This window comes from Agrobacterium tumefaciens, assembly GCF_013318015.2.
Classification (GTDB): Bacteria; Pseudomonadota; Alphaproteobacteria; order Rhizobiales; family Rhizobiaceae; genus Agrobacterium; species Agrobacterium tumefaciens.
The window spans coordinates 142827-164424 of the sequence record NZ_CP115842.1 but is presented as its reverse complement, the minus strand read 5'-3'; the positions used below and the strand labels follow the sequence as shown (position 1 = coordinate 164424).

The 21598-nt window shown below is 59.6% G+C and carries 17 protein-coding genes; 15 read left to right on the top strand and 2 right to left on the bottom strand.

The window, feature by feature from the left end; genetic code table 11:
• The first annotated feature begins 54 nt into the window (after nucleotides 1-54).
• The 13 genes from G6L97_RS14345 to G6L97_RS14285 all read left to right on the top strand — a co-directional run bounded on the left by G6L97_RS14345 (nucleotide 55) and on the right by G6L97_RS14285 (nucleotide 16350).
• Nucleotides 55-1095, top strand: coding sequence for an ABC transporter substrate-binding protein (locus G6L97_RS14345; protein WP_003517684.1), 1041 nt, complete (start codon nucleotides 55-57; stop codon nucleotides 1093-1095).
• Between the two features lie 264 nt (nucleotides 1096-1359).
• Entirely contained in the window at nucleotides 1360-2433 is a 1074-nt protein-coding gene (locus tag G6L97_RS14340) for an ABC transporter ATP-binding protein (RefSeq protein ID WP_019566397.1), read from the top strand.
• Nucleotides 2430-3308, top strand: coding sequence for an ABC transporter permease (locus tag G6L97_RS14335; protein WP_035199272.1), 879 nt, complete (start codon nucleotides 2430-2432; stop codon nucleotides 3306-3308). Before G6L97_RS14340 ends, G6L97_RS14335 begins: the two co-directional genes overlap by 4 nt.
• A 12-nt stretch (nucleotides 3309-3320) precedes the next feature.
• Complete coding sequence (locus tag G6L97_RS14330; RefSeq protein WP_013761321.1) at nucleotides 3321-4115, top strand: ABC transporter permease; 795 nt, start codon at nucleotides 3321-3323, stop codon at nucleotides 4113-4115.
• 12 nt (nucleotides 4116-4127) lie between these two features.
• On the top strand, nucleotides 4128-5528 hold the full coding sequence (locus G6L97_RS14325) for an ethanolamine ammonia-lyase subunit EutB (RefSeq protein ID WP_019566395.1): 1401 nt from the start codon (nucleotides 4128-4130) through the stop codon (nucleotides 5526-5528).
• Nucleotides 5528-6304 carry an ethanolamine ammonia-lyase subunit EutC gene (eutC, locus tag G6L97_RS14320; protein ID WP_035199271.1) on the top strand — a complete coding sequence of 259 codons (777 nt, stop codon included), beginning with the start codon at nucleotides 5528-5530 and terminating at the stop codon, nucleotides 6302-6304. The genes G6L97_RS14325 and eutC overlap by 1 nt, the downstream gene beginning before the upstream one ends.
• A 105-nt stretch (nucleotides 6305-6409) precedes the next feature.
• Nucleotides 6410-7807, top strand: a complete 1398-nt coding sequence (locus G6L97_RS14315; protein ID WP_035200542.1) for an NAD(P)/FAD-dependent oxidoreductase — start codon at nucleotides 6410-6412, stop codon at nucleotides 7805-7807.
• Entirely contained in the window at nucleotides 7804-9066 is a 1263-nt protein-coding gene (locus tag G6L97_RS14310) for an NAD(P)/FAD-dependent oxidoreductase (protein WP_174003119.1), read from the top strand. Before G6L97_RS14315 ends, G6L97_RS14310 begins: the two co-directional genes overlap by 4 nt.
• Complete coding sequence (locus G6L97_RS14305) at nucleotides 9066-10463, top strand: FGGY family carbohydrate kinase (protein WP_174003116.1); 1398 nt, start codon at nucleotides 9066-9068, stop codon at nucleotides 10461-10463. The genes G6L97_RS14310 and G6L97_RS14305 overlap by 1 nt, the downstream gene beginning before the upstream one ends.
• Nucleotides 10464-10808: 345 nt before the next feature.
• Complete coding sequence (locus tag G6L97_RS14300) at nucleotides 10809-13214, top strand: glucan 1,4-alpha-glucosidase (protein ID WP_174003113.1); 2406 nt, start codon at nucleotides 10809-10811, stop codon at nucleotides 13212-13214.
• A gap of 36 nt (nucleotides 13215-13250) precedes the next feature.
• Nucleotides 13251-14255 (top strand): phosphogluconate dehydrogenase (NAD(+)-dependent, decarboxylating), encoded by a 1005-nt coding sequence (gnd, locus tag G6L97_RS14295; RefSeq protein WP_003517664.1) that lies wholly within the window; start codon nucleotides 13251-13253, stop codon nucleotides 14253-14255.
• A gap of 11 nt (nucleotides 14256-14266) precedes the next feature.
• Entirely contained in the window at nucleotides 14267-15637 is a 1371-nt protein-coding gene (gene zwf, locus G6L97_RS14290) for a glucose-6-phosphate dehydrogenase (RefSeq protein WP_035252586.1), read from the top strand.
• 35 nt (nucleotides 15638-15672) lie between these two features.
• On the top strand, nucleotides 15673-16350 hold the full coding sequence (locus tag G6L97_RS14285) for an ROK family protein (protein ID WP_003517660.1): 678 nt from the start codon (nucleotides 15673-15675) through the stop codon (nucleotides 16348-16350).
• Nucleotides 16351-16416: 66 nt separating this feature from the next.
• Here G6L97_RS14285 and G6L97_RS14280 read toward each other — a convergent pair whose 3' ends face one another.
• Nucleotides 16417-18195, bottom strand: coding sequence for a diguanylate cyclase (locus G6L97_RS14280; protein ID WP_065705526.1), 1779 nt, complete (start codon nucleotides 18193-18195; stop codon nucleotides 16417-16419).
• A gap of 345 nt (nucleotides 18196-18540) precedes the next feature.
• On the opposite strand from G6L97_RS14280, the gene G6L97_RS14275 reads away from it, so the two are divergent.
• Together G6L97_RS14275 and G6L97_RS14270 are read left to right on the top strand one after the other, a co-directional pair.
• Nucleotides 18541-20487 carry an ABC transporter ATP-binding protein/permease gene (locus G6L97_RS14275; RefSeq protein ID WP_019566385.1) on the top strand — a complete coding sequence of 649 codons (1947 nt, stop codon included), beginning with the start codon at nucleotides 18541-18543 and terminating at the stop codon, nucleotides 20485-20487.
• Nucleotides 20488-20718: 231 nt separating this feature from the next.
• Entirely contained in the window at nucleotides 20719-21126 is a 408-nt protein-coding gene (locus G6L97_RS14270; protein ID WP_013761309.1) for a low affinity iron permease family protein, read from the top strand.
• A 26-nt stretch (nucleotides 21127-21152) separates the two neighbouring features.
• Here the strand turns inward: G6L97_RS14270 and G6L97_RS14265 are convergent, their stop codons facing one another.
• A complete protein-coding gene (locus tag G6L97_RS14265) occupies nucleotides 21153-21596 on the bottom strand; it encodes a cyclophilin-like fold protein (RefSeq protein ID WP_112154437.1) in 444 nt (147 codons plus the stop codon).
• Nucleotides 21597-21598 lie beyond the last annotated feature (2 nt).

The window sequence follows — 21598 nt, the reverse complement described above, 5'->3', positions numbered from 1 at the left end:
TATGGGTGGCGGATCAGTCCGCCACTCCAAATAACAATAGAGGAGAACAGGACAATGAAGAAAACAATACTTCTGAGTGGGATTCTCATGCTCGGCGCGGCCGCTCTTCCGGCGCACGCCCAGCAGACCGTGACGTTCCTCGGCTATAGCGGCCTTTTCCAGGAGCGTTACACCAAGGCCGTCATCGAACCTTTCATGGCGGCTAACCCTGATATCAAGATCGAATATTTCCCGCAGCAGGGCTCTGCTGCAATGCTCGGCTCGCTGCGCGCCCAGAAGGCTGCGCCGCAGTCCGATATCGCTCTGATGGATGTCTCTGTCGCCAAAACAGGTACGGACGAAGGTCTGTTTGACAAGATCGACGAAAGCGTAACCAAGAATGTCGCCGACCTCTATCCTAATGCCCGCTTCGAAGGCGTGGCCGGGGTTGGCGTAACGTTCGACAATCTCGTGCTCATCTACAATACCGATGCCATCAAGACGGCTCCCGACAGCTGGAACGCTCTGAAGGATAGCGCCCTCAAGGGCAAAGTCGCCATGCTGAGCGCGCCCGATATCGTCGGTATCGGTACCACCATCATCATGGACCATATGAATGGCGGGACTGATTTCATCAAGAACATCGATGCCGGCATCAATGCGATGGCTGAAGTTGCTCCGAATGTGCAGACCTGGGAGCCGAAGCCGGAAGTCTATCCGAACGTTGTCAACGGCCAGGTTTCGCTGGGCGTGGGCTGGAACGCCCGTAGCCAGGTGAATGCTGACGGTTCCAAAGGCAAGATGAAGGTGGTTCTTCCGAAGGAAGGCACGATCCTCCAGATCAACACGCTCAACCTCGTCAAGGGTGGTCCGTCATCCGAGGCTGCGCGCAAGTTCGTTGATTATGCGCTGAGCCCGGAAGCCCAGGCTGCCTTTACCGCCGCCATGTATTATGCGCCGACCAATTCCAAGTCCTCTGTCTCTGCCGATGTGAGTGAGCGCACGGTCGTCAAGGCGATGGACAAGGTCATCCCGGTGGATTGGATTGGCCTCTCGAAGGTCCGCGACCAGATTACGCAGGACTGGCGCCGCAAGGTCATTCCCCTCAGCCGTTGAGACTTCTGCGCAGAGCGCAAAAAAATGAAAGGACTTCCGCGGCTCCCATGGCAGTCGCGGAAGCAGCATACCAAAACCCTCGGATCATCTCCTCTGACGGCACTGGGGCGGAAGAGGTGGGAGCCGACGCGGGGGGCACCGCGAAACGGCGCAGCGAATTTTCGCGGCGCTTGCGTAGATCAAGGGCCAAGGCATTTCCGATTCCCTGCGGGTCGGAGATGTTCTGGAGAAAGGCAAGAAGCCAGAATGGGAACTTCAGATACCATGCAGCCAGGATTCCTCTCGATTCGTTCACTGACCAAGCGCTACGAGACAATCGTCGCCGTGGATAATCTCAATCTCGAGATTCCCAAGGGCGAACTGGTTGCCTTCCTCGGTCCTTCCGGCTGCGGCAAGTCGACGTCGTTGCGCATGATTGCAGGCCTCTCTCCTGTCTCCTCGGGGTCTATCCTGATCGACGGCAAGGACGTGACGAAACTTGCGCCTTATAAGCGTGACATTGGCCTCGTTTTCCAGAGCTACGCGCTCTTCCCCCACATGACGGTCCTCAAGAATGTCATGTTCGGTCTTGAAATGCGCAAAGTGCCTGCTGCCGAGGCGGAACGCCGTGCCCGTGAGGCCATTGCCATGGTGCGTCTGGAAGGGCGCGAGGACCGTCGCCCCGCCCAGCTTTCCGGAGGCCAGCAGCAGCGCGTCGCACTGGCGCGCGCCCTCGTCATCCAGCCGTCCATTCTCTTGTTTGACGAACCTCTTTCCAATCTCGACGCAAAGCTGCGCGACGAGATGCGCGCCGAGATTCGCCGTATCCAGAAACAGCTTGGCATCACTTCCATCTTCGTCACGCATGATCAGGTTGAGGCGCTCAGCATGTGCGACAAGGTCGCTGTGCTCAATGGCGGGCACCTGGAACAGCTTGGCACGCCGCACGATCTCTATGAGCGCCCGGCCACTGCATTCGTCGCCTCCTTCGTCGGTCGCACCAACAGGCTGGTCGGCAACGCCGCCGGCGACCGCATCACGGTTGGCGATGCGGTGCTGCGAGCGCCCGGTGCGCACAGCGGCAAGATCGACCTGATGGTACGGCCGCATCGCATGGCCATGACCGTCGCTGGCGACGCCGTCCCCGATTTCGACGGAGCGCCCGTCAATCGCATCGCCGGCGAAGTCCGCGATGTCTATTATGCAGGCGACATCCTCCACTACGAGATCGCCGCTGGCGGGCAGACCCTGTCCGTGGAACGCGCGACGTCCGGCGGGGAAACGCCGGTCGCGGCAGGCAGCGCGGTCAGTCTCGTCTGGCGCGTGGAGGATACTCTGGTCTTCGGAGCAAACCGATGACGGCGGCGGTCATGATCACGGCTCCCGGTGGCCGTACCTCTTCCATCGTGTTTCTCGCAACCCTTCTTCTTGGACCCATCATTGCGGTCAACGGTCTGGCCTTCGTGTTGCCCGTCTTCAACCTGCTGCTGCTTTCCTTCCGCGAAAGCCTCGGCGGCGGCGGTCTCGGGGAAGCCCATACGCTCGACAACTGGTCGTCGACACTGACCGACGGTTTTTACATCGAGCTGATTGGTCAGAGCATCCTGACCAGCCTTATGATCACTGTTCTCACGCTGCTCGCCTCCTATCCCATCGCCCTCTACCTTCACCGGGCGCAGGGTCGCTGGAAAACGCTTTTGCTGGTGCTGGTCATTTCGCCGCTGCTCACCTCGGCGGTGGTGCGCACTTATGGCTGGATCGCAATCCTGGCCGATGACGGCCTCATCAACAACATCCTCTTCGCAATGGGCGCGCAAGGCGGGGTGCGTCTGCTGTTCAACAAGATCGGCGTCGTTATCGGGCTTACCGAAATCCTGATGCCCTATATGATCCTGGCGCTCCTCGCTGGCTTCGGCAGGCTTGATCCTCGCGTCGAGGAAGCTGCGGAAACGCTCGGCGCATCGCCGTGGAAAGTGTTCTGGCGGATCATCGTGCCGCTCACCATGCCCGGCGTGGCCCTGGGTTGCCTGCTCTCCTTCGTGCTGGCCGTCAGTTCGTTCATCACTCCCAAGCTGCTCGGCGGCGGACGCGTCTTTCTTCTGGCAACGGAAATCTACGACCAGGCGATCGTGACGCTCAACTGGCCGCTCGCCGCTACGCTGTCGATGATAATCCTCGTGATCTTCGGTGCGGCTCTGGTGCTCTATTCCCGGCTTCTGCGGGCCATTCTGTAAAGGAGATCGAAGATGGAAGAACGTCCCGCTCCGCTGGCGCTGAAAATTGTCGCCTTCATCATGTTTCTTTTCCTCCTTGCGCCCGTGGTGCTCGTCGTGCCGATCTCGTTTTCGGCCGACAGCTACATGACCTTCCCACCCTCCGGCTGGAGCCTGCGCTGGTATGTGGATCTCATGCACAATTCCAAGATGATCGGCGCCCTCGGCACCAGCACGCTCCTTGCGGTCATCGTTACCGTGCTGTCCATGCTGATTGCGCTGCCCGCTTCCTACGCAATCGTGCGGATGCGGGTGATTGGCGCGGATACATTGCTCGCCTTCTTCACCGCGCCGCTTCTTCTGCCGACCATCGTTCTTGGCCTTGCGATCCTGATCGTCTTTGCCGGTGCGGGCCTGCTCGGTACATTCACGGGTCTGGTGATCGCGCATCTGATCATCGTGTTGCCCTATGCGCTGCGTGTACTCACCACGTCGCTTGCGGGCCTGCCGCTGATCTACGAAGAGGCCGCCTCCACGCTCGGGGCGTCACCTCTTACCGTCTTTCGCCGCGTCACCATGCCGATGATCGCGCCTGGCATCGTTGCAACGGCAGCGCTTTCCTTTCTCGTCTCGTTCGATGAAGCCGTGATTTCGCTGTTCCTCACCGGTCCGCGCATCACGACGCTTCCCGTTGCCATGTATCAGCATGTCGAAACCCAGGCTGATCCGCTTGTTGCCGCCATCTCCGTTCTTCTGATCGTGCTCACGCTTGCCGTCGTCCTGATCGTGGACCGCACGGTGGGCCTCACGAAGACTTTCGTGAAGTAAGGGGCCGGAAAAATGGCTTATCGACAGATCGCAGCCGGCACGACCTATCGTTTCGACGATCTGAAAACCCTGATGGCAAAGGCGACGCCGGAAAGGTCCGGTGACCAATTGGCCGGGATCGCGGCGGAAGGGCCGGTGGAGAGACTGGCGGCGCAGATGGCGCTGGCCGATCTGCCGCTTTCCACCTTTGTTGCACAGGAATTGATCGCCTCGGACGAGGACGAGATTTCGGCCCTGATCGCGCGCCAGCACGACGCACTGGCCTTCGCGCCGGTGTCTTCTCTGACGGTTGGCGAATTTCGCGAGTGGCTGCTCAATTCCAAGGTCGGGCACGCGGAACTTGAAGCGGTAAGTTGGGGTCTGACACCGGAAATGGTGGCGGCAGTCTCCAAGATCATGCGTCTGCAGGATCTCGTGACGGTATCGGCCAAACGGGAAGTCGTGACCCGTTTTCGCAACACGATTGGTCTTTCCGGCCGCCTTTCCACCCGCAACCAACCCAATCATCCGACTGACAGTTCCCGTGGCATCGCCATCTCGGCCATTGACGGGTTGCTGCTGGGGAGCGGCGATGCGGTGATCGGTGTTAACCCGGCCACCAGCGCTGTGACGGACTATATCCGCGTCGTGCAGTTGCTTGACGATCTGCGGCAATGGCTGGACATTCCAACCCAGACCTGCTGCCTTGGCCATGTGACGACGGCTATCAAGGCGATGGAGCGCGCTGCACCCGTCGATCTGGTTTTCCAGTCGATTGCCGGTTCCCAGAAGGCCAATGCGGGCTTCGGCATTGATCTTGCCGTTCTGCGAGAGGCTCATGAGGCTGGTCAGTCGCTGAAGCGCGGAACTATCGGCAGCGACCTCATGTATTTCGAGACGGGGCAGGGGGCTGCCCTGTCGGCCGATGCGCATTTTGGTGTCGATCAGCAAACGATGGAGGCGCGTGCCTATGCCGTGGCGCGCGAATTCTCGCCGCTTCTGGTGAATACCGTCGTTGGCTTCATCGGTCCGGAATATCTCTATAATGGCAAGCAGATCATTCGCGCCGGGCTTGAAGATCATTTCTGCGGAAAGCTGCTTGGCCTGCCGATGGGTGTCGACGTCTGCTACACCAACCACGCCGATGCCGACCAGGAAGACATGGACGTGCTGCTGACCATGCTGTGCGCCGCTGATGTGAACTTCGTCATTACCGTGCCAGGCTCGGACGACGTCATGCTGAACTACCAGACGCTTTCCCATCACGATTCAATCTATGCCCGCGAAACGCTGAAGCGTCGGCCTGCGCCGGAGTTTGAGGAGTGGCTGGTGAATATGGGCGTCACGGATGCCGCCGGCCATATGATCGAGAACCCTGCGCTGATGAACCGCGGGCTTCGCGAACTTGATTTTCTTGGAAGGGACGCCGCCTGATGCGTGACCGCCGGCCCTCCCTCATCTCCAGCCCGCCGGAACGTCTCAAGGCCCTGCGTGTGGCAACCGATGCACGCGTGGCGCTCGGCCGCACGGGTGCAAGCCCGCCCACGCGCGCGGTACAGACATTTCTGTTGGATCATGCGCAGGCGCGCCAGGCCGTGTGGCGTCCGCTGGACATTGAAAAAATGGAGCGTGACTTGCGCGCTTCGGGTGCGGATGTCGTGCATGTCGCAAGCCGCGCGCAGGACCGTGCGGATTACCTGCGCCGACCCGATCTCGGCCGTGCTCTTTCAGACGAAGGCCGTCTGGCGCTCGACGGGCAGGCCAAGGGAGCCGATGTCGCACTGGTAATCGCCGACGGGCTTTCCGCAACGGCTGTGGAGATGAATGCAGTGCCGGTGGCAACGGCGTTGCTTAATTTACTTGCAAGCAACGGATTGACGGTTGCGCCGATCACACTTGCCACGCAGGCACGGGTTGCGCTGGCGGATGATGTGGGAGCCGTGCTCGGCGCAAAGGTGGCGGTGATCCTGATTGGCGAGCGCCCGGGCCTTTCGGCAGCCGACAGTCTTGGCGCCTATGTCACCTTCAGGCCGGAGACCGGGCTGCCGGATTCCCGACGCAACTGCATTTCCAATATTCGTGATGGTGGCGTGCCGCCCGTCGAAGCGGCGGGGAAGATCATGACCCTGATCAGCGCCATGTGCCAGCAGGAGACAAGTGGCGTGACGCTGGTTGAATTCGAAAAGCCGCTGATGGCTTTGTCCGACTAGAAACAAAGCAGATCTCATTCATAGCCACGAACCGGCAAGGTGCATCGGCTCGATCCGTTGCGCCTGTTGATTTCGCTTTCGAACCGCAAAAATAAAGGCAAGTCCATGGTCCAGAGCCTCTCCACAGCATTCGACGTCGCCGTCATCGGTGCCGGGGTGGTCGGTTGCGCGGTTGCCCGTCGTTTCGCACTGGCTGGTGCGAAGGTCGTGATCATCGAGAAGGGGTCCGATATTCTTTCCGGTGCATCGAAGGCCAACAGCGCTATCCTCCACACCGGCTTCGATGCGCCCGAAGGCAGTCTGGAGTTGGAATTGGTGAAGGCAGGTCGGGCAGAATATCTGTCCATCCACAGGCAGATGGGCCTTAGCCTCGTTGAAACCGGCGCGTTGGTCTGTGCGTGGAATCCCGACGAGGCGCAAAGCCTGGAGGCGATCGCCGAGCAGGGGCGACGCAACGGCATTGCCGAGCTCGGTCTGCTTACGGCCCGGCAGGCCCGGGAATCCATGCCCGGCTTGTCCGACCGTCTTGTCGCAGCACTCGAAGTTCCGGGTGAACATGTCATCGATCCCTGGTCCGCGCCGCTGGGCTATCTTACGCAAGCGGTGGCGCTTGGCGCGCAGCTGGTGTGCAACGCCGAATTTCTGTCCGGTGCGTTTGATGGCGCGTGGCGGATAGAGACGACGGCGGGTCCGATTCTTGCGGTGAGCGTTGTCAATGCGGCCGGATTGTTCGGCGATATCGTCGATGCGCGGCTGGGGCTTGTCCCAGACTTCACCATCAAGCCTCGCAAGGGACAATTCGTCGTTCTCGACAAGGCCGCCCGCCGGCACGTGCCGCGCATCGTCCTGCCCGTTCCCACCGAAATCACCAAGGGCATCGTTGTGTGTCCAACCGCCTTCGGCAACGTTCTCATCGGCCCGACGGCGGAAGAACAGGATGACCGCGAGCGTGCGACGGTAGAAACGGCAGCGCTGGAAGCGCTGCTGACGCGCGGCAGGGAGATCGTTCCGGCACTGGCCTCCATTCCCGTGACCGCTATCTATGCCGGCTTGCGCCCGGCCTCCGAGAAGAAACATTACCGGATTTCCGCACGGCCGGAGCTGCGCGCGATCACGCTTGGCGGCGTGCGATCCACCGGTCTCACCGCGGCACTTGGTCTGGCGCAGCACGCTCTGGCGCTTCACGAAAGTTTCGGCACGCGCTTCATGCCCCCGCCCGCAGTGCCTCATGTGACGATGCCGAACCTGAGCGAAACCTGCGAGCGGGACTGGCAGCGCGCTGATCATGGCGAAATCGTCTGCCATTGCGAGCTTGTCACCCGCCGTGAGATCGAGGCGACATTTTCCAGCCTGGTGCCGCCGGGTGATTTCGGAGGTCTGCGGCGGCGCACCCGCGCCGGCATGGGGCGCTGTCAGGGATTTTACTGCAACGCCCGGCTGGCCGCGATGACGGGCGACCGTCTGGCTGTACCGCTTGCGGTCCGTCCGGGAGACGATCGATGAGCTCCCGGAAGCCTTTTCAGCAGACGCAAGAAAACATTCGGGATGCAGATGTAATCGTGGTCGGCGGCGGCCCGGCGGGCGTGGCGGCAGCGCTGGAGCTGAAAGCACGCGGTGTTGCGCGTGTGAGGATCCTCGAGCGTGAGCCAGCCCTTGGCGGCGCACCCCGTCATTGCACACATTCGCCTTTCGGCATGCGCGAATTCGGACGCGTTTATTTCGGCCCGGCCTATGCGCGACGTCTGCAGCGGCAGGCGCAGGATGCGGGCGTCGATGTCCGCACCGGTCATGCCGTGGTGGAACTCGGACAGGACGGTACGCTGCTGGTTACGTCTGCGCGCGGCGTGGAAACGTTGAAGGCCCGGCGCATTGTGCTGGCGACCGGCGCGCGGGAAAAACCACGCTCAGCGCGGCTCCTGCCGGGCGACCGGCCGGTGGGAGTGATCACCACCGGCACGCTGCAATCCTATGTCGCCTTTCACGGCATCATGCCCTTTCGCCGGCCGCTTATCCTTGGTTCGGAACTGATTTCCTTTTCCGCGCTTCTCACATGCCTAACGCATGGCGCGCGGCCGGTGGCGATGATCGAGCCTGAGCCGGAACCGCTGGCGCGGTCGCTTTTCCGGTGGTTTCCGCGATTGGTCGGAGTGCCCTTTTATTGCCGCGCAACACTTGTGGACATTCGTGGGAGCGGTCGTGTCGAGGAGGCCGACATCCGGCTGGCAGATGGCCGTATCCTCACCGTCAAGTGCGATGGTGTTCTCCTCACCGGGCGGTTCACGCCGGAGGCAACGCTTCTGAACGCATCCCCTGTTGATGTGGCGGCAGGCAGCGATGGCCCTACGATCGATCAGGACGGCCGGATGGCCAACCCGATGTTCTTCGCCACGGGGAACGTATTGCGGGCCGTGGAAACGGGTGGCTGGTCGTTTCGCGAAGGCCGCCGCGTGGGTGCTGCCGTTGCCGACGATCTCACCCGCGAACTCTGCAACGCAAAGGCAGTGCGTATCGCTTTCGCCGACCCGCTCAAACTCGCGGTACCCACCATGGTGCGATCGGGGGGACTTGACCGGCCGGCTTTTCTCGATTTTCAGCTGCGCTTCATCAGACGTGTTCGAGGCAGGCTTTCGCTTCATCTTGATGGAACGGAAGTGTGGAGCAAGTCCGGCAGGTGGCTGCCGGAACGCCGTGTGCTTGTGCCCATTCCCCGCGCCGTCGTTGAGGCGACCCAGATTGCCTTTCACTTTCAGGAGACGAATTGATGCGCATAGCGGCGATCGATCAGGGAACGACGTCGACCCGATGCCTTGTGATAAGCGACGATGGCACGGCGCAACTCGTCTCAAGCCTGCGTCATGCACAGTTCTATCCAAACCCCGGCCATGTGGAGCATGATCCGGAAGAGCTGTTGCGCAACATCCGCGCGGTACTGGCCGATGCCGGGCCGGTAGATGCGATCGCGATCGCCAACCAGGGCGAGAGTTGCCTGGCGTGGGATGCCAAGAGTGGGGAAGCGCTTTCGCCGGTCATCGTCTGGCAGGATGCCCGCACCGCCGAAGCCCTGGCCGCGTTGCCCCAATCGGCTGCGGAACGATCGAAAGAGATTTGCGGATTGCCGCTCGATCCCTATTTTTCGGCGAGCAAACTGTCGTGGTTGCTAAGGCACAATCCGGCGGTGGCACGGGCGAGAGCCGAAGGGCGGTTGCGCCTGGGCACCACCGACGCATTCTTTCTGGATCGGCTTACAAGCTGTTTCCGCACCGACCTTGCAACGGCCTCGCGGACGGGACTGCTTGATCTGGCAACCGGTGCCTGGAGCCCGGAACTCTGCGCTCTTCATGGGGTGCCGCTGGATTGCCTGCCCACAATCGGTCCTGTTAATGGCGGCTTCGGTTCCATCGAGGGAACGCCCATTCGCGTTTCCATCGTCGATCAGCAGGCGGCGCTTTATGGGCACGGTTGCCGCAAACCGGGCGATTGTAAGATAACCTTCGGCACGGGCGCCTTCCTGTTGGCCATCGCTGGTCACGAACGCCCGTTGGCGGTGGAGCTTCTGCCCACCATTGGCTGGCAGAAGCAAGGCGGCGCGGCCATTTTCGCCATAGAAGGCGGGGTTTATGACGCCGGTGCCGCGCTGGAATGGGCGCGAAAGATCGGCCTTTATGTTGACAATACCGAACTTGACGGTTTTGAGGGTTCATCGGCCGTTCGTCGTGGACTGGTGTTCGTGCCTGCATTTTCGGGCCTTGCTGCGCCATATTGGGATAGACAGGCCGTACCGCTTTTCATCGGCATGGACCACGCAACGGCGCGGAGTGACATGGTGCGCGCCCTGCTTGAGGGCATTGCGTTGCTGACGGTTCGGTTGATCGAAGCCGCGCAGACTTTCGTTCCCATCGGCGATACGATTTCGATAGATGGCGGCCTGTCGAACAGTCGCTATTTCGCCCGTTTCCTGGCCGCTGCCAGTGGTCGGACCATCTGCGTTCCGGCCATGCGCGAGTTGACGGCGCTTGGTCTCGCGGAACTGTGCGATATCGATGTAACCGCCATGCGAAAAGATGCCGAGATATTCAAACCCGACGGATCGGTCGAAGAAGCGGATCACGCTCGCTTTGCACGCGCCATAGGCAATGCGAGGGGCTGGTCGGGCGGTTGATGTCCACTTGGAATAGCCGGTTCATCGGCAATATCGGTGTGATCCACAACGGCCGCCCGCTCCAGCGGCGGCTTGGTGGCTGAGCGTGTTGGTCCTGCAACCCAAAACCTCCACGCGCGGCGCGGCTTAAATTACCAAATCTTTAGTTGTGTACCAGTTCGCCAATACCTAGCTTTATGGCGAGGCTGCATCCGTTGTGGATATGAGCAAGGAACCGGTAAGCCCGTTTCCTGTTGTTATCCAGGAACAGAGCCTTGGTTCAAGGTCGAGATACCCCGTCATGACTTTTCAGGACTGCAATTCGCGCCACTTTCGTCTGCCTCATCAGCGTAACCGAGACATTTCATGATGCGCACCGGACTGGATTTTGCACCGGGCGCGCCTGGCATAGAAGCGCGCTGGACGTCGAGCGCCAAAAACGGGGTCGGCACTGCGCTGTCGGAAGCATCGCCTATCTGGTTCACGCTCAGCCACGGCATTCTGAACGAGGTCTATTATCCGAGGATAGACAGTGCCTGCACCCGCGATCTCGGTTTTGTTGTCACTGGGCCTGAGGGTTACTTTTCGGAAGAAAAACGCGACTGCGTATCCGTCACCCGCCCTTTTAAAAGTGGAATTCCGGCATTTCACATTACCAATACGGCGACGGATGGCTCGTTCAGAATTGAGAAACAGGTGATCAGCGATCCCGCGCGAGCCAGTGTTCTTCAGCAGCTTTCGTTCATTCCCCTGAAGGGACAAATTTCGGATTATCGCGTGACTGCGCTGCTGGCACCTCATCTCGTCAATGCAGGCAATCTTAACTCGGCTTGGATTGGCGACTATGAGGGACATCAGGTCCTCTTCGCGACCGGCCGTTCACGATATCTTGCGCTTGTCTGCGATCTGCCCTGGCGGGCAGTCAGCGCCGGTTTCGTGGGTGTTTCCGATGGTTGGCAGCAGTTGCATCGGCACGGACGCATCGTTGAAGAGTACCAGCGAGCCGATGACGGAAATGTCTCGCTGGCAGGTGAGATCGACTTCAGTGATGTCAATGGCGCGGCAACATTGGCGCTCGGCTTTGGCGAGACGGAATATGAAGCGGCTGCGGCGGCCGTTTATAGTCTGAAGCATGGCTTTGAACGGGCGCACGAGGCCTACGTTGCCAACTGGCGCAACTGGCAAGACCGGCTGGAAACGCTCGACCGCGATACGCATCACGGCATCAATTCCTATCGGGTGTCGACAGCAGTGCTCGCCGCACATCGTGCCGCCGACCGACCGGGCGCTGTTGTTGCAAGCCTGTCGATCCCTTGGGGAGCATCGAAGAGCGATGACGATCTCGGTGGTTATCATCTGGTCTGGCCGCGCGATCTGGTGGAAGCGGCCGGCGGATTTCTGGCGGCCGGCGATCACCACGAGGCGCTGGCGATCCTCAATTATCTTCGTCAGGTACAGCAGCCATCGGGCCGCTGGCCGCAAAATCTCTGGCTGGATGGCAAACCCTATTGGCCAGGCGTCCAGATGGATGAATGCGCCTTTCCGATCCTGCTGGCGGATATGCTGCATCGACATGGTCACCTGGATCATGCCACGCGGGCGGATTTTATGCCGATGATCCACCGCGCCGCGGCCTATATTCTGGCAAACGGCCCGACGACCGGTGAGGACAGGTGGGAAGAGGATGCCGGCTACAGTCCCTTCACCCTTGCCGTCGAGATCGCTGCGCTGCTTGCCGCTGCCGACCTTATCGATATGGACGGTGATGCTGCCGTAGCCGTGCATCTACGGGAAACGGCTGATTGCTGGAACGAGCAGATCGAACGATGGACCTTTGCCGGTGACGAGACATTCTGCGCCGCGCTTGGCATTTCCGGCCACTATGTTCGCATCGCTTCGCCTGACGCGACCGACATAGCTCGACCATTCGGCGATACGCCTATCCGCAACCAGACGCCGGACCGTTCCACGCTGCCGACCAGCGACGTCATCAGCCCCGATGCGCTTGCCCTAGTTCGCTTCGGCCTGCGCGCGCCTGACGATCCGCATATTCTCGCGACGATCAAAGCAATCGACCATTGCCTGCGTGCCGATCTGCCGCAGGGGCCTGTATGGTATAGATATACGGGCGATGGATATGGTGAGCACGCCGATGGAGCAGCATTCGACGGCACCGGGCAGGGGCGGCCATGGCCGCTTTTGACCGGCGAACGCGCCCATTACGAGCTTGCTGCGGGAAGGCGGGAGGTGGCCGAAGCGCTGCTGGTAACGCTGGAAAAATCGGCCGGTGGGAACGGCCTTTTCCCCGAGCAGCTCTGGGACCAGCCCGACATCCCCGAATACGAGCTTTTCTACGGCCAGCCCTCAGGAAGTGCGATGCCGCTGGTCTGGGCGCATGCTGAACATATCAAGCTTCTGCGGTCGCTTGCCGATGGTTCCGTTTTCGACATGCCGCCGCAGGGTGTGGAGCGCTACATCCTCAGCAAGATGCCGTCGCACCTTCGGATCTGGTGTTTCAATAACAAGATTGCCGGGATGCCGGCCGGCAAGATGTTGCGGCTCGAACTGACGGATGATGCTGTCGTGCACTGGAGTGCGGATGGCTGGGTGACGACCAGCGACACCAGAACGATTGCTTCCGGCATTGGCACGTATTTCGTCGACTTGCCCGTTCAGGATATGGCGGCGGGCGACGCAATCGTTTTTACTTTCTTTTGGCCAAACACAGGGAATTGGGAAAACCAGGATTTCACCGTTCGCCTCGGCGAATGAAGTACATATCGCGCATTGGACAAATGGAGTGTCAGCATGCAGATCGGAATGGTTGGGCTTGGACGAATGGGCGCAAACATGGTGCGCCGTCTTCTGAAACAGGGTCATGATTGCGTGGTCTTCGACGTCAATCTCGACAATGTCGCAGCATTGGTGAAGGAAGGCGCAGTTGGCGCGAGCTCGCCAGACGACCTGGTCGCGAAGCTGTCACCGCCACGCGCCGTCTGGCTAATGCTGCCGGCGGCAATAACGCCGAAAATTGCTCGTGACTTTGCCGCCAGACTGCAGGCGGGCGATGCCATTATCGATGGCGGCAACTCCTTCTACCGGGATGCCATCGATTTGGCGGCGGAATTTGCGCCCCGTAGCATCGACTTCATCGACACCGGTACATCCGGTGGCGTCTGGGGTCTGGAGCGCGGCTATTCTCTGATGATCGGTGGCCCGTTGGGTGCCGTGCAGCGGCTCGATCCGATTTTTGCTTCGCTCGCTCCCGGTGCGGGCCAGGGCATCGCGGCCGATCCTGTCACCGGCACGGCGCCAATGGGATATTTGCATTGCGGACCGTCAGGCGCAGGGCATTTCGTCAAGATGGTTCACAATGGCATCGAATACGGTGTTATGGCCGCCTATGCGGAAGGCCTGAATATCTTGAAGGCCGCGAATGCCGGCACGCAGCACCGGGAGGCCGATGCGGAAACGGCGCCGCTCGCCCACCCGCAATATTACCAGTTCGACATCGATCTTCCTGCCGTGACGGAGGTCTGGCGACATGGGTCTGTCATTGGCTCGTGGTTGCTCGATCTGACGGCGGAGGCGCTGAAGCAGGACCCTCATCTCGACCAGTATGGCGGGCGGGTGTCAGATTCAGGCGAAGGGCGCTGGACCCTTCAGGCGGCCGTCGAAACGGGTGTTCCTGCGCCTGTTTTGGCTTCCGCCCTGTTCGAGCGCTTCTCCTCACGCGGTGAGGCGGAGTTTGCCGGCAAGGTACTCTCGGCCATGCGCAATGCCTTTGGTGGCCATCTGGAAAAAGCAAAATGAGGGCGCCGGCCATGGATAAGCAGCGATCGGACGTGCTCGTAGTGTTCGGTGCCACCGGCGACCTTGCCTACAAAATGATCTTTCCTTCCCTTTACGCCATGGTGAAACGCGGCGCGCTTCAAACACCAGTCATCGGTGTCGCCTTCGATGACTGGTCGCGCGATCAGTTGATCGCAAGGGCGCGCGACGCGGTTACCAGCCACGTCGACAAGATCGATGAAGCCGTCTTCGAAAAATTCGCTTCTCAACTGCATTACGTGTCCGGCGACTACCGAAACGAGGCGACATTCGAAAAGCTGCGCGCTGCACTCGGTGACCACGGTCATCCGCTTTATTACCTCGCCATTCCGCCGTCACTGTTTGAAACCGTCGTGACCGGGCTTGATAAGGCCGCGATAGCCGCTTCGGCACGATTGATGGTGGAAAAACCGTTTGGCCGCGATCTCGCCACGGCGGAGGCGCTGAACCAGTCGCTGCACGCGGTTTTCGAAGAGGACGCCATTTTTCGCATCGACCATTTTCTCGGCAAGGAGGCGATTCAGAACCTTCTTTATTTCCGGTTCGCCAATGCCTTTCTTGAACCGGTCTGGAACCGCGATCATGTTGAAAGCGTGCAGATCACCATGGCCGAGGATTTTGGCATCAAGGGACGCGGAAAGTTTTATGACGAGGTTGGATGCATCCGGGATGTGATCCAGAACCATCTCATCAACGTGCTGTTGCTACTGGCCATGGAGCCACCGGCAACAAGCGCTTCGGATGATCTTGTCGATGAGAAAGTGCAGATCCTCAAAGCCATGCCACCGCTCAGCCGCGAGGATGTTGTGCGTGGCCAGTTCGACGGTTATCTCGATGAACCCGGCGTTGCGCCCGGCTCAAGCCGCGAGACCTTTGCCGCCGTGCGGTTTCGCGTGGCCACATGGCGCTGGAACGGCGTGCCTTTCTTCATCCGCGCCGGAAAGAACCTGCCTGCCCATGCAACCGAAGTTGTGGTGCGTTTCAAGCGGCCGCCGATAGCGCTCTTCGGCGATGTTGAGGCGGCGGCCGCAAATTATGTGCGCTTCCGGCTCGGGCCAGATATCGCCATCGGCATTGGCGCGCGCCGCAAGGCTGCCGGGGACGGTATGCTCGGCGAGGCGGTGGAACTGGGCGCTGTCGATGACGGCATCGGCGACATGGCGCCTTATGAACGGCTGATCGGCGATGCGATGGCAGGCGAACGCCAGCTTTTCACCCGTCAGGATGCGGCAGAACTCGCATGGAAAATCGTTGAGCCCATTCTCGACGACCCGGCCGTGCCGCCACGCTATGCCGTAGGAAGCTGGGGTCCGGTCGAGATGGAGAGTTTCGCGCCGCCAGGCGGTTGGGTCGATCCGGAGTGACGCCCATGCCAGCAAATACCACGGACGGTAGTTCAATGACACAGGATCGGATCGTTCTAGCGATCGATATCGGCGGCAGCCACGTCAAGATCCGCTCAAGTGCAGGTGGCGACGAGCGCAAGGTCGAAAGCGGCAAGGCGATGACTGGACCAGAAATGGTCATCGCCGTAACCGCCATGGCGAAAGACATGACCTATGACGTCATCGCCATGGGATATCCCGGTCCGGTCGTCCACAACAAACCGCTTCGCGAACCGGTCAATCTGGGTACAGGCTGGGTCGGTTATGATTACGCCGGCGCTTTCCGCTGCCCCGTTCGTATCGTTAACGATGCGCTGATGCAGGCAATCGGCTCCTATCAGGGCGGGCGCATGTTGTTTCTCGGTCTCGGAACAGGCCTTGGGGCTGCGATGATCGTCGAAAACGTGGCCCAGCCCATGGAGATCGCTCATCTTCCCTATCGGAAGGGCAAAACGTACGAGCACTATCTCCGGGAGGCGTATCGCGAAGAGAAGGGCAATGCCAAATGGCAAAAGCGCGTCACTGATGTCGTAGAGCGTCTGACTGCCGCCCTTGAACCGGATGAGGTGGTCATCGGCGGTGGTAATGTCGAAAAACTCGATACCCTGCCGCCCGGATGCCGCCGCGGAGACAATGCGCTTGCTTTCGAGGGCGGATTCCAGCTGTGGAAGAACCCGAACCTCATCGTCTAGCCGGTCAAATATGCCAGGTCGGCTGCTGCTTCGATAACCACGCAATCGGTGCGGCGTAGCCTCTACCTAATCGGTTGGAGGCTTCTCGGCCGACACCCACTTGTTCCGGCCTGTCTGCTTGGCGCTCAAAAGCGCAGCGTCCGCCCGTTCCAGGACGCTGCTCACGGTTCCGGCACCCGGTGACGTTGCGATACCGATGGATATGGTGATCGAGTCAAGCAGACGGCCCCGGTAGGTGAAAGGTGCGCGCTCGACCGCGTGCCGGAGTTTCTCCGCAACCTTGATGGCATCTTCAATGCCTCCAGCCGGCATGAGCACGGTGAATTCCTCGCCGCCGAAACGGAATAGTTCACCCAGATCGCCGACAGCTTCCGAAAGCACCTGGGCGACATATTGCATCACCGCATCTCCGGCATCATGGCCAAACCGGTCATTGAAGCGCTTGAAATGGTCGATGTCGAGCATCAGACATGCAAGCGAATTGGTTGGCTTTTCAATATGCCTGTTCAGCGTCTCATCAAGCGATCGACGGTTCAAAAGACCAGTCAGTGCGTCTTGCCGTGCCATGCCAACCAGCCGCTGCCGAAGCTGGAGGTTTGCAACGGCAAGGCCTATATTTTCGGCGAGGAGTTCGAGATATAGCCGCTCTAACTCCAGCGTCTCGCTACTCTGCGGAATTTCAAGATACAATAAGCCGACGGTTTCTCCCAATGCGGTGAGTGGTATGCACAGGCCTGTTCCGGAACTGCCATGTAGGTGATGGCAGACAACATCGTCTCCGCCCGGGTTGCTGGCGTGGGGACGTCCGCGACGGAGAGCCCAGCAATCGTCTATCGAAAATTCCGGGGCCGAAAACGAAGGATCGGACCATTGTCCGGTCGATTGGAGAACCGAACTGTTTTCCTTGAGAACAAGCAGGCGGCCGGCAATGGCCGGGAAAATTTGCGGCATGAATTTCGAAACGACGTCGGACAATTCTTCCTGATTCTGGCAGGCCTGAATCCGATGCATCATCTGCAGGATCAGGTCCTTGATGCGTTGATTCCTGCGGTGCTCCGCGTCAAGCCGTTCCCGTTCCAACCCGTTGCTGCGGAAGATCCTGATAGCCTTGTTCATTTCACCGATTTCGTCACGCCGGCCTTCGTCGGGTAGGTCGATACTGTAATCCTGCCGGGCAAGGCGCGTGACGATGTTGCTCATTTTGATAAGCGGCAAGGCAACGCGTCTGCTGAGGACAAAATAGAGTACGGCCACAAACATCAGGGCGGTGAGCGCAAGCATCACTTTCGCGATCGATCCGTAGAAATCGCTTCGGTCTTTAGCCTGGTCAACCATCGCCTGCGAGCGGGCCGCAATGGCTTCTCTCAGCGTCGCGACGGTTGTCAGCAGGTTCGTATGCAGTCGATAGTGCTCATCGCCGAACAGGACCTGCTGTGCATCGTTCTGGCGGCCGGCTCGATAGAAACCGATTGCATCGCGCTCCATCTTGTCCAGTGCGTCGGCGCTCTTTCGGATTTCCTGAAATGAGCCTGCCTCTTGCGGCGAAACACCAAGAGCTGCGAGTTTGTCCAAGGTGTTTTCAAGGTGCTTTTCCTGATCTTCGTCGACGTAGAATTTTGCGAGATGTTGCTCGTCGCCCCGCATGACGTAAAGACGCGCCTCCTCGGTGCGCTCGTCCGCAATGATCGCCAGTTCTTCGGCGAGATCGGTCAGTTCGAGATGATTCTGGATTGCCACCCGCTCTTGAGAAGCGCTTCTGGCCGATAGAATGAATGTGGTCGCCGATACTGTCGTGAGCACGAGGGTGACAGCATAAGCCAGGTTCGTGATGGTACTAAGTCGCATGATGGCGCCGTATGCTTGCCGCACGGCATGAAAGCCGGGTGCGGCGGGGTCCAATTTCAGAGTCTGCTTATGTTAGGCCATCTCGTCAAACGGGAAGTCAACACGCGGTTAACCGTCAATATGATCTGTCGCACCGCGGGCCAAGTCAGGCACCCCATGGCGATGCACCTGGACCGTCTCCACCAACGGTCACAATATCCGCCAGCGCGATTCCGGTATGTCGGCAGCGGGCCAGAAAGCCGTGTATTTAGAGGCTTTTGAAAAGCCCCGCGCAGCAACGGAATTATATTTCACGACGCATCACAAAGCCGTGAAACCTTTCGACGCATCGTTCGTTTAGCGCCCATGATCGATAATGACGCAGGACCGAAGCCGGTCGTTGGTGCCGACGAGACTGGCACCCAAACCGCATCCGAAAACGATGCCCATGAAAACGATGATCCGCTCCCGCCAGAGGAGATGGAACCTGCTTTGGGCTTGACGCCGGAGGAGGCCGAGGAGGCTCGCAGAAAATATCTGCTGAAGCGTTTTTGGATCAGCGCGCGAGGTTTCTGGAGCCGTCGCGGCGATCGGCTGGCCTGGCTGTTTTCGCTGGGGCTTCTGGCTATGATCGGCATAAATGTCGGCTTCCAGTATGGCATCAACGTCTGGAATCGCGGGATTTTTGACGCGATTGAGAAACGCGACGCGTCGACGGTCTATTTTCTCGGATCCGTCTTTCCGCTGCTCGTCCTGGGAAGTGTCTTTATCGTAACCTCGCAGGTCTATGTCAGGATGCGCATTCAGCGGCGCTGGCGTTCCTGGCTGACAAAGGCGCTCGTTGGGAGATGGATTGCGAATGGCCGCTATTATCAGCTCAATTTGATCGATGGTGACCATCAAAACCCCGAGGCAAGGCTCTCGGAGGATATGCGTATTGCCACCGAGGCGCCCGTGGATTTTGTTTCAGGTGTCATCGCTGCATTCGTGTCTGCCTCTACTTTTATCGTTGTCTTGTGGACGATTGGTGGCGCTCTCACGGTCTCCATCGCGGGTGTCTGGATCACGATCCCCGGCTTTCTCGTGATTGCGGCTGTTATCTATGCAATCATCACATCCAGTTCCATCGCCTTCATTGCCAGGAACTTCGTCAAGGTTTCCGAAGTCAAGAACCAGGTTGAAGCGGAGTTTCGCTACACGCTTACGCGCGTCAGGGAGAATGGTGAGAGCATCGCCCTGCTTGGCGGCGAAGACGAGGAGCGCAGCGATCTGGACAAGCGCTTCGGCAATGTCCGGCGGCAGTGGCGTCTCATGGCGCAGCAATACATGCGCACCACGGTCGTATCGAATGGATCGATGTTGATTGCCCCCGTCGTCCCGGTTCTGTTGTGCGCGCCGAAGTTTCTCGATGGGAGCATGTCTCTCGGCGAGGTAATGCAGGCTGCTTCCGCTTTCACCATTGTTCAATCCGCATTTGGATGGCTGGTCGACAACTATCCCCGTCTGGCCGACTGGAATGCCTGCGCGCGACGTGTGGCCTCCCTGATGATGTCGCTCGATGGCCTGGAGCGGGCCGAAAAGAGCGACACTCTCGGTCGGATCGTGCGAGGCGAAACGGAAGGCGAGACAATACTCAGCCTCAAGGATGTGTCCGTTTCCCTCGGTGACGGAACGGCCGTCGTCAAGGAGACGGATGTCGAGATCGGCGCGGGTGAGAGAGTGCTTGTCGCGGGGGAATCGGGCTCGGGCAAAAGCACACTGGTTCGGGCCATTTCCGGTCTCTGGCCATGGGGTGGAGGCAGCGTCAATTTTCGCGCAGGCAGCCGATTGTTCATGCTGCCGCAGCGGCCATATATTCCGGCGGGCACGCTACGTCGGGCGGTCTGCTATCCGCAACCGGCCGAGAGCTGGACGCCGGAAGAGATCGGGGCCGCTCTCGACAAGGTCGGTCTGGGTCAACTCAAGGACAAGATTGAAGACGAGGCGCCGTGGGACCAGACCTTATCAGGTGGCGAAAAACAACGGCTGACCTTCGCACGCCTGTTGCTGAACGCCCCCGACATCATCGTTATGGACGAGGCGACGGCGGCTCTGGACGAGAAAAGTCAGGACAAGATGATGCAGACGGTAATTGATGAGCTACCCGATGCGACGATCGTAAGTGTAGCGCATCGTGCCGAACTGGAAGCGTTTCATAGCCGGAAGATCACATTGGAACGGCGGGAGGGGGGCGCAAAGCTTGTCAGCGATATCGATCTCATTCCTCGCAAGGCGAGAGGCTCCATGCTTCGGAGAATAGTCAAGCGGAGGTGATGGCACCGACACTTGTGCTGACCTGCTTGAATGCCTGGGGAGGAGAGTTGGTGGCCGCCTCATTGTCGTTGGGGAGAATTCACCGACCAGTTTGGCGCAAACGACCACAAACGAGGGCTTGCGGCGGATCGAAGTGTAAATCGGAACTTCTGCTGTCACGGCACCCCGGAACAATCGTGCATTTTGTTGGTTGGTTGGCATCCCTAAAATGGCAACAAGGGGCAGCGTGTTATGAATAAATTCTTCACTCGCTTCGCAAGCGCTATAGCTTCATTTTCCGGCTCTCCAACGGCTTTCATGGTGGCTCTCGGAACCGTGCTCGTCTGGGGGATCAGCGGACCGCTTTTTGGGTTTTCGGAGGTCTGGCAACTGGTCATCAATACGGGTACGACCATTGTCACCTTCCTGATGATTTTCCTCGTGCAGAATTCACAGAACAGGGATTCCGCAGCGATGGAAGCAAAACTGGACGAGCTGCTGCGGGCGGTGGAGCAGGCGCGCGGTGACTTCATTGGGATCGAGCACCTCACGGAAGAGGAAATCGAAAAGATTCGTGCACGTCTCGAAAGGGAAAGCGGACCGGATAGCGATAAGCCCGCACCCCATCATGCCATGGCCCGCTTGCTTTCCCGACGTTAGTGGCATTTACCTTTGGCAGGCGCGTGTCAGTCCCGCTCTATGCGCAGAGAGAATTCGCCTCGGGTCAAAAGTGGCTCGAAGCCGTCATCGAAGCGTCCGAGGCGGATCAGACCTTTCGAGTATCGGTAGCTGTCGTAATAGAAGACTAGATTACCCCATGGCGCGTAATAAGCGATGTCGCCGGGACGTGCGTTATCGAACGGCGTGTCCGTCACCTGCGTCAACTTTCGAGGCAGATATGCGATTTTCTCGTTGGTCGAATAGTCTTCGATCGTGAGATCGAGCGGCAGCATTTTCATGAGCTCGCGCGCCGACGGGTTGTCAAACAAGGTGGCGGTCATGCTGTGACCACCAAAGGCCATTCGGAAACTCATCAAGGATACCTCCGTTTTTGTTGCCTGACCGAACAATGCGGACGGGAAAGCTGTGGCCGCGGTAGCCAGCCCAAGAAATAGACGCCGGTCGATCATTG

Excerpts from the sequence above, each read along its gene's own strand:
- G6L97_RS14275 (WP_019566385.1), top strand. The coding sequence starts at position 18,541 with ATGATCGATAATGACGCAGGACCGAAGCCGGTCGTTGGTGCCGACGAG.
- gnd (WP_003517664.1), top strand. The coding sequence starts at position 13,251 with ATGCAGATCGGAATGGTTGGGCTTGGACGAATGGGCGCAAACATGGTG.
- G6L97_RS14330 (WP_013761321.1), top strand. The coding sequence starts at position 3,321 with ATGGAAGAACGTCCCGCTCCGCTGGCGCTGAAAATTGTCGCCTTCATC.
- G6L97_RS14300 (WP_174003113.1), top strand. The coding sequence starts at position 10,809 with ATGATGCGCACCGGACTGGATTTTGCACCGGGCGCGCCTGGCATAGAA.
- G6L97_RS14280 (WP_065705526.1), bottom strand. The coding sequence starts at position 18,195 with ATGCGACTTAGTACCATCACGAACCTGGCTTATGCTGTCACCCTCGTG.
- zwf (WP_035252586.1), top strand. The coding sequence starts at position 14,267 with ATGGATAAGCAGCGATCGGACGTGCTCGTAGTGTTCGGTGCCACCGGC.
- G6L97_RS14285 (WP_003517660.1), top strand. The coding sequence starts at position 15,673 with ATGACACAGGATCGGATCGTTCTAGCGATCGATATCGGCGGCAGCCAC.
- G6L97_RS14315 (WP_035200542.1), top strand. The coding sequence starts at position 6,410 with ATGGTCCAGAGCCTCTCCACAGCATTCGACGTCGCCGTCATCGGTGCC.
- G6L97_RS14345 (WP_003517684.1), top strand. The coding sequence starts at position 55 with ATGAAGAAAACAATACTTCTGAGTGGGATTCTCATGCTCGGCGCGGCC.
- G6L97_RS14325 (WP_019566395.1), top strand. The coding sequence starts at position 4,128 with ATGGCTTATCGACAGATCGCAGCCGGCACGACCTATCGTTTCGACGAT.
- eutC (WP_035199271.1), top strand. The coding sequence starts at position 5,528 with ATGCGTGACCGCCGGCCCTCCCTCATCTCCAGCCCGCCGGAACGTCTC.
- G6L97_RS14265 (WP_112154437.1), bottom strand. The coding sequence starts at position 21,596 with ATGATCGACCGGCGTCTATTTCTTGGGCTGGCTACCGCGGCCACAGCT.
- G6L97_RS14270 (WP_013761309.1), top strand. The coding sequence starts at position 20,719 with ATGAATAAATTCTTCACTCGCTTCGCAAGCGCTATAGCTTCATTTTCC.
- G6L97_RS14340 (WP_019566397.1), top strand. The coding sequence starts at position 1,360 with ATGCAGCCAGGATTCCTCTCGATTCGTTCACTGACCAAGCGCTACGAG.
- G6L97_RS14310 (WP_174003119.1), top strand. The coding sequence starts at position 7,804 with ATGAGCTCCCGGAAGCCTTTTCAGCAGACGCAAGAAAACATTCGGGAT.
- G6L97_RS14335 (WP_035199272.1), top strand. The coding sequence starts at position 2,430 with ATGACGGCGGCGGTCATGATCACGGCTCCCGGTGGCCGTACCTCTTCC.
- G6L97_RS14305 (WP_174003116.1), top strand. The coding sequence starts at position 9,066 with ATGCGCATAGCGGCGATCGATCAGGGAACGACGTCGACCCGATGCCTT.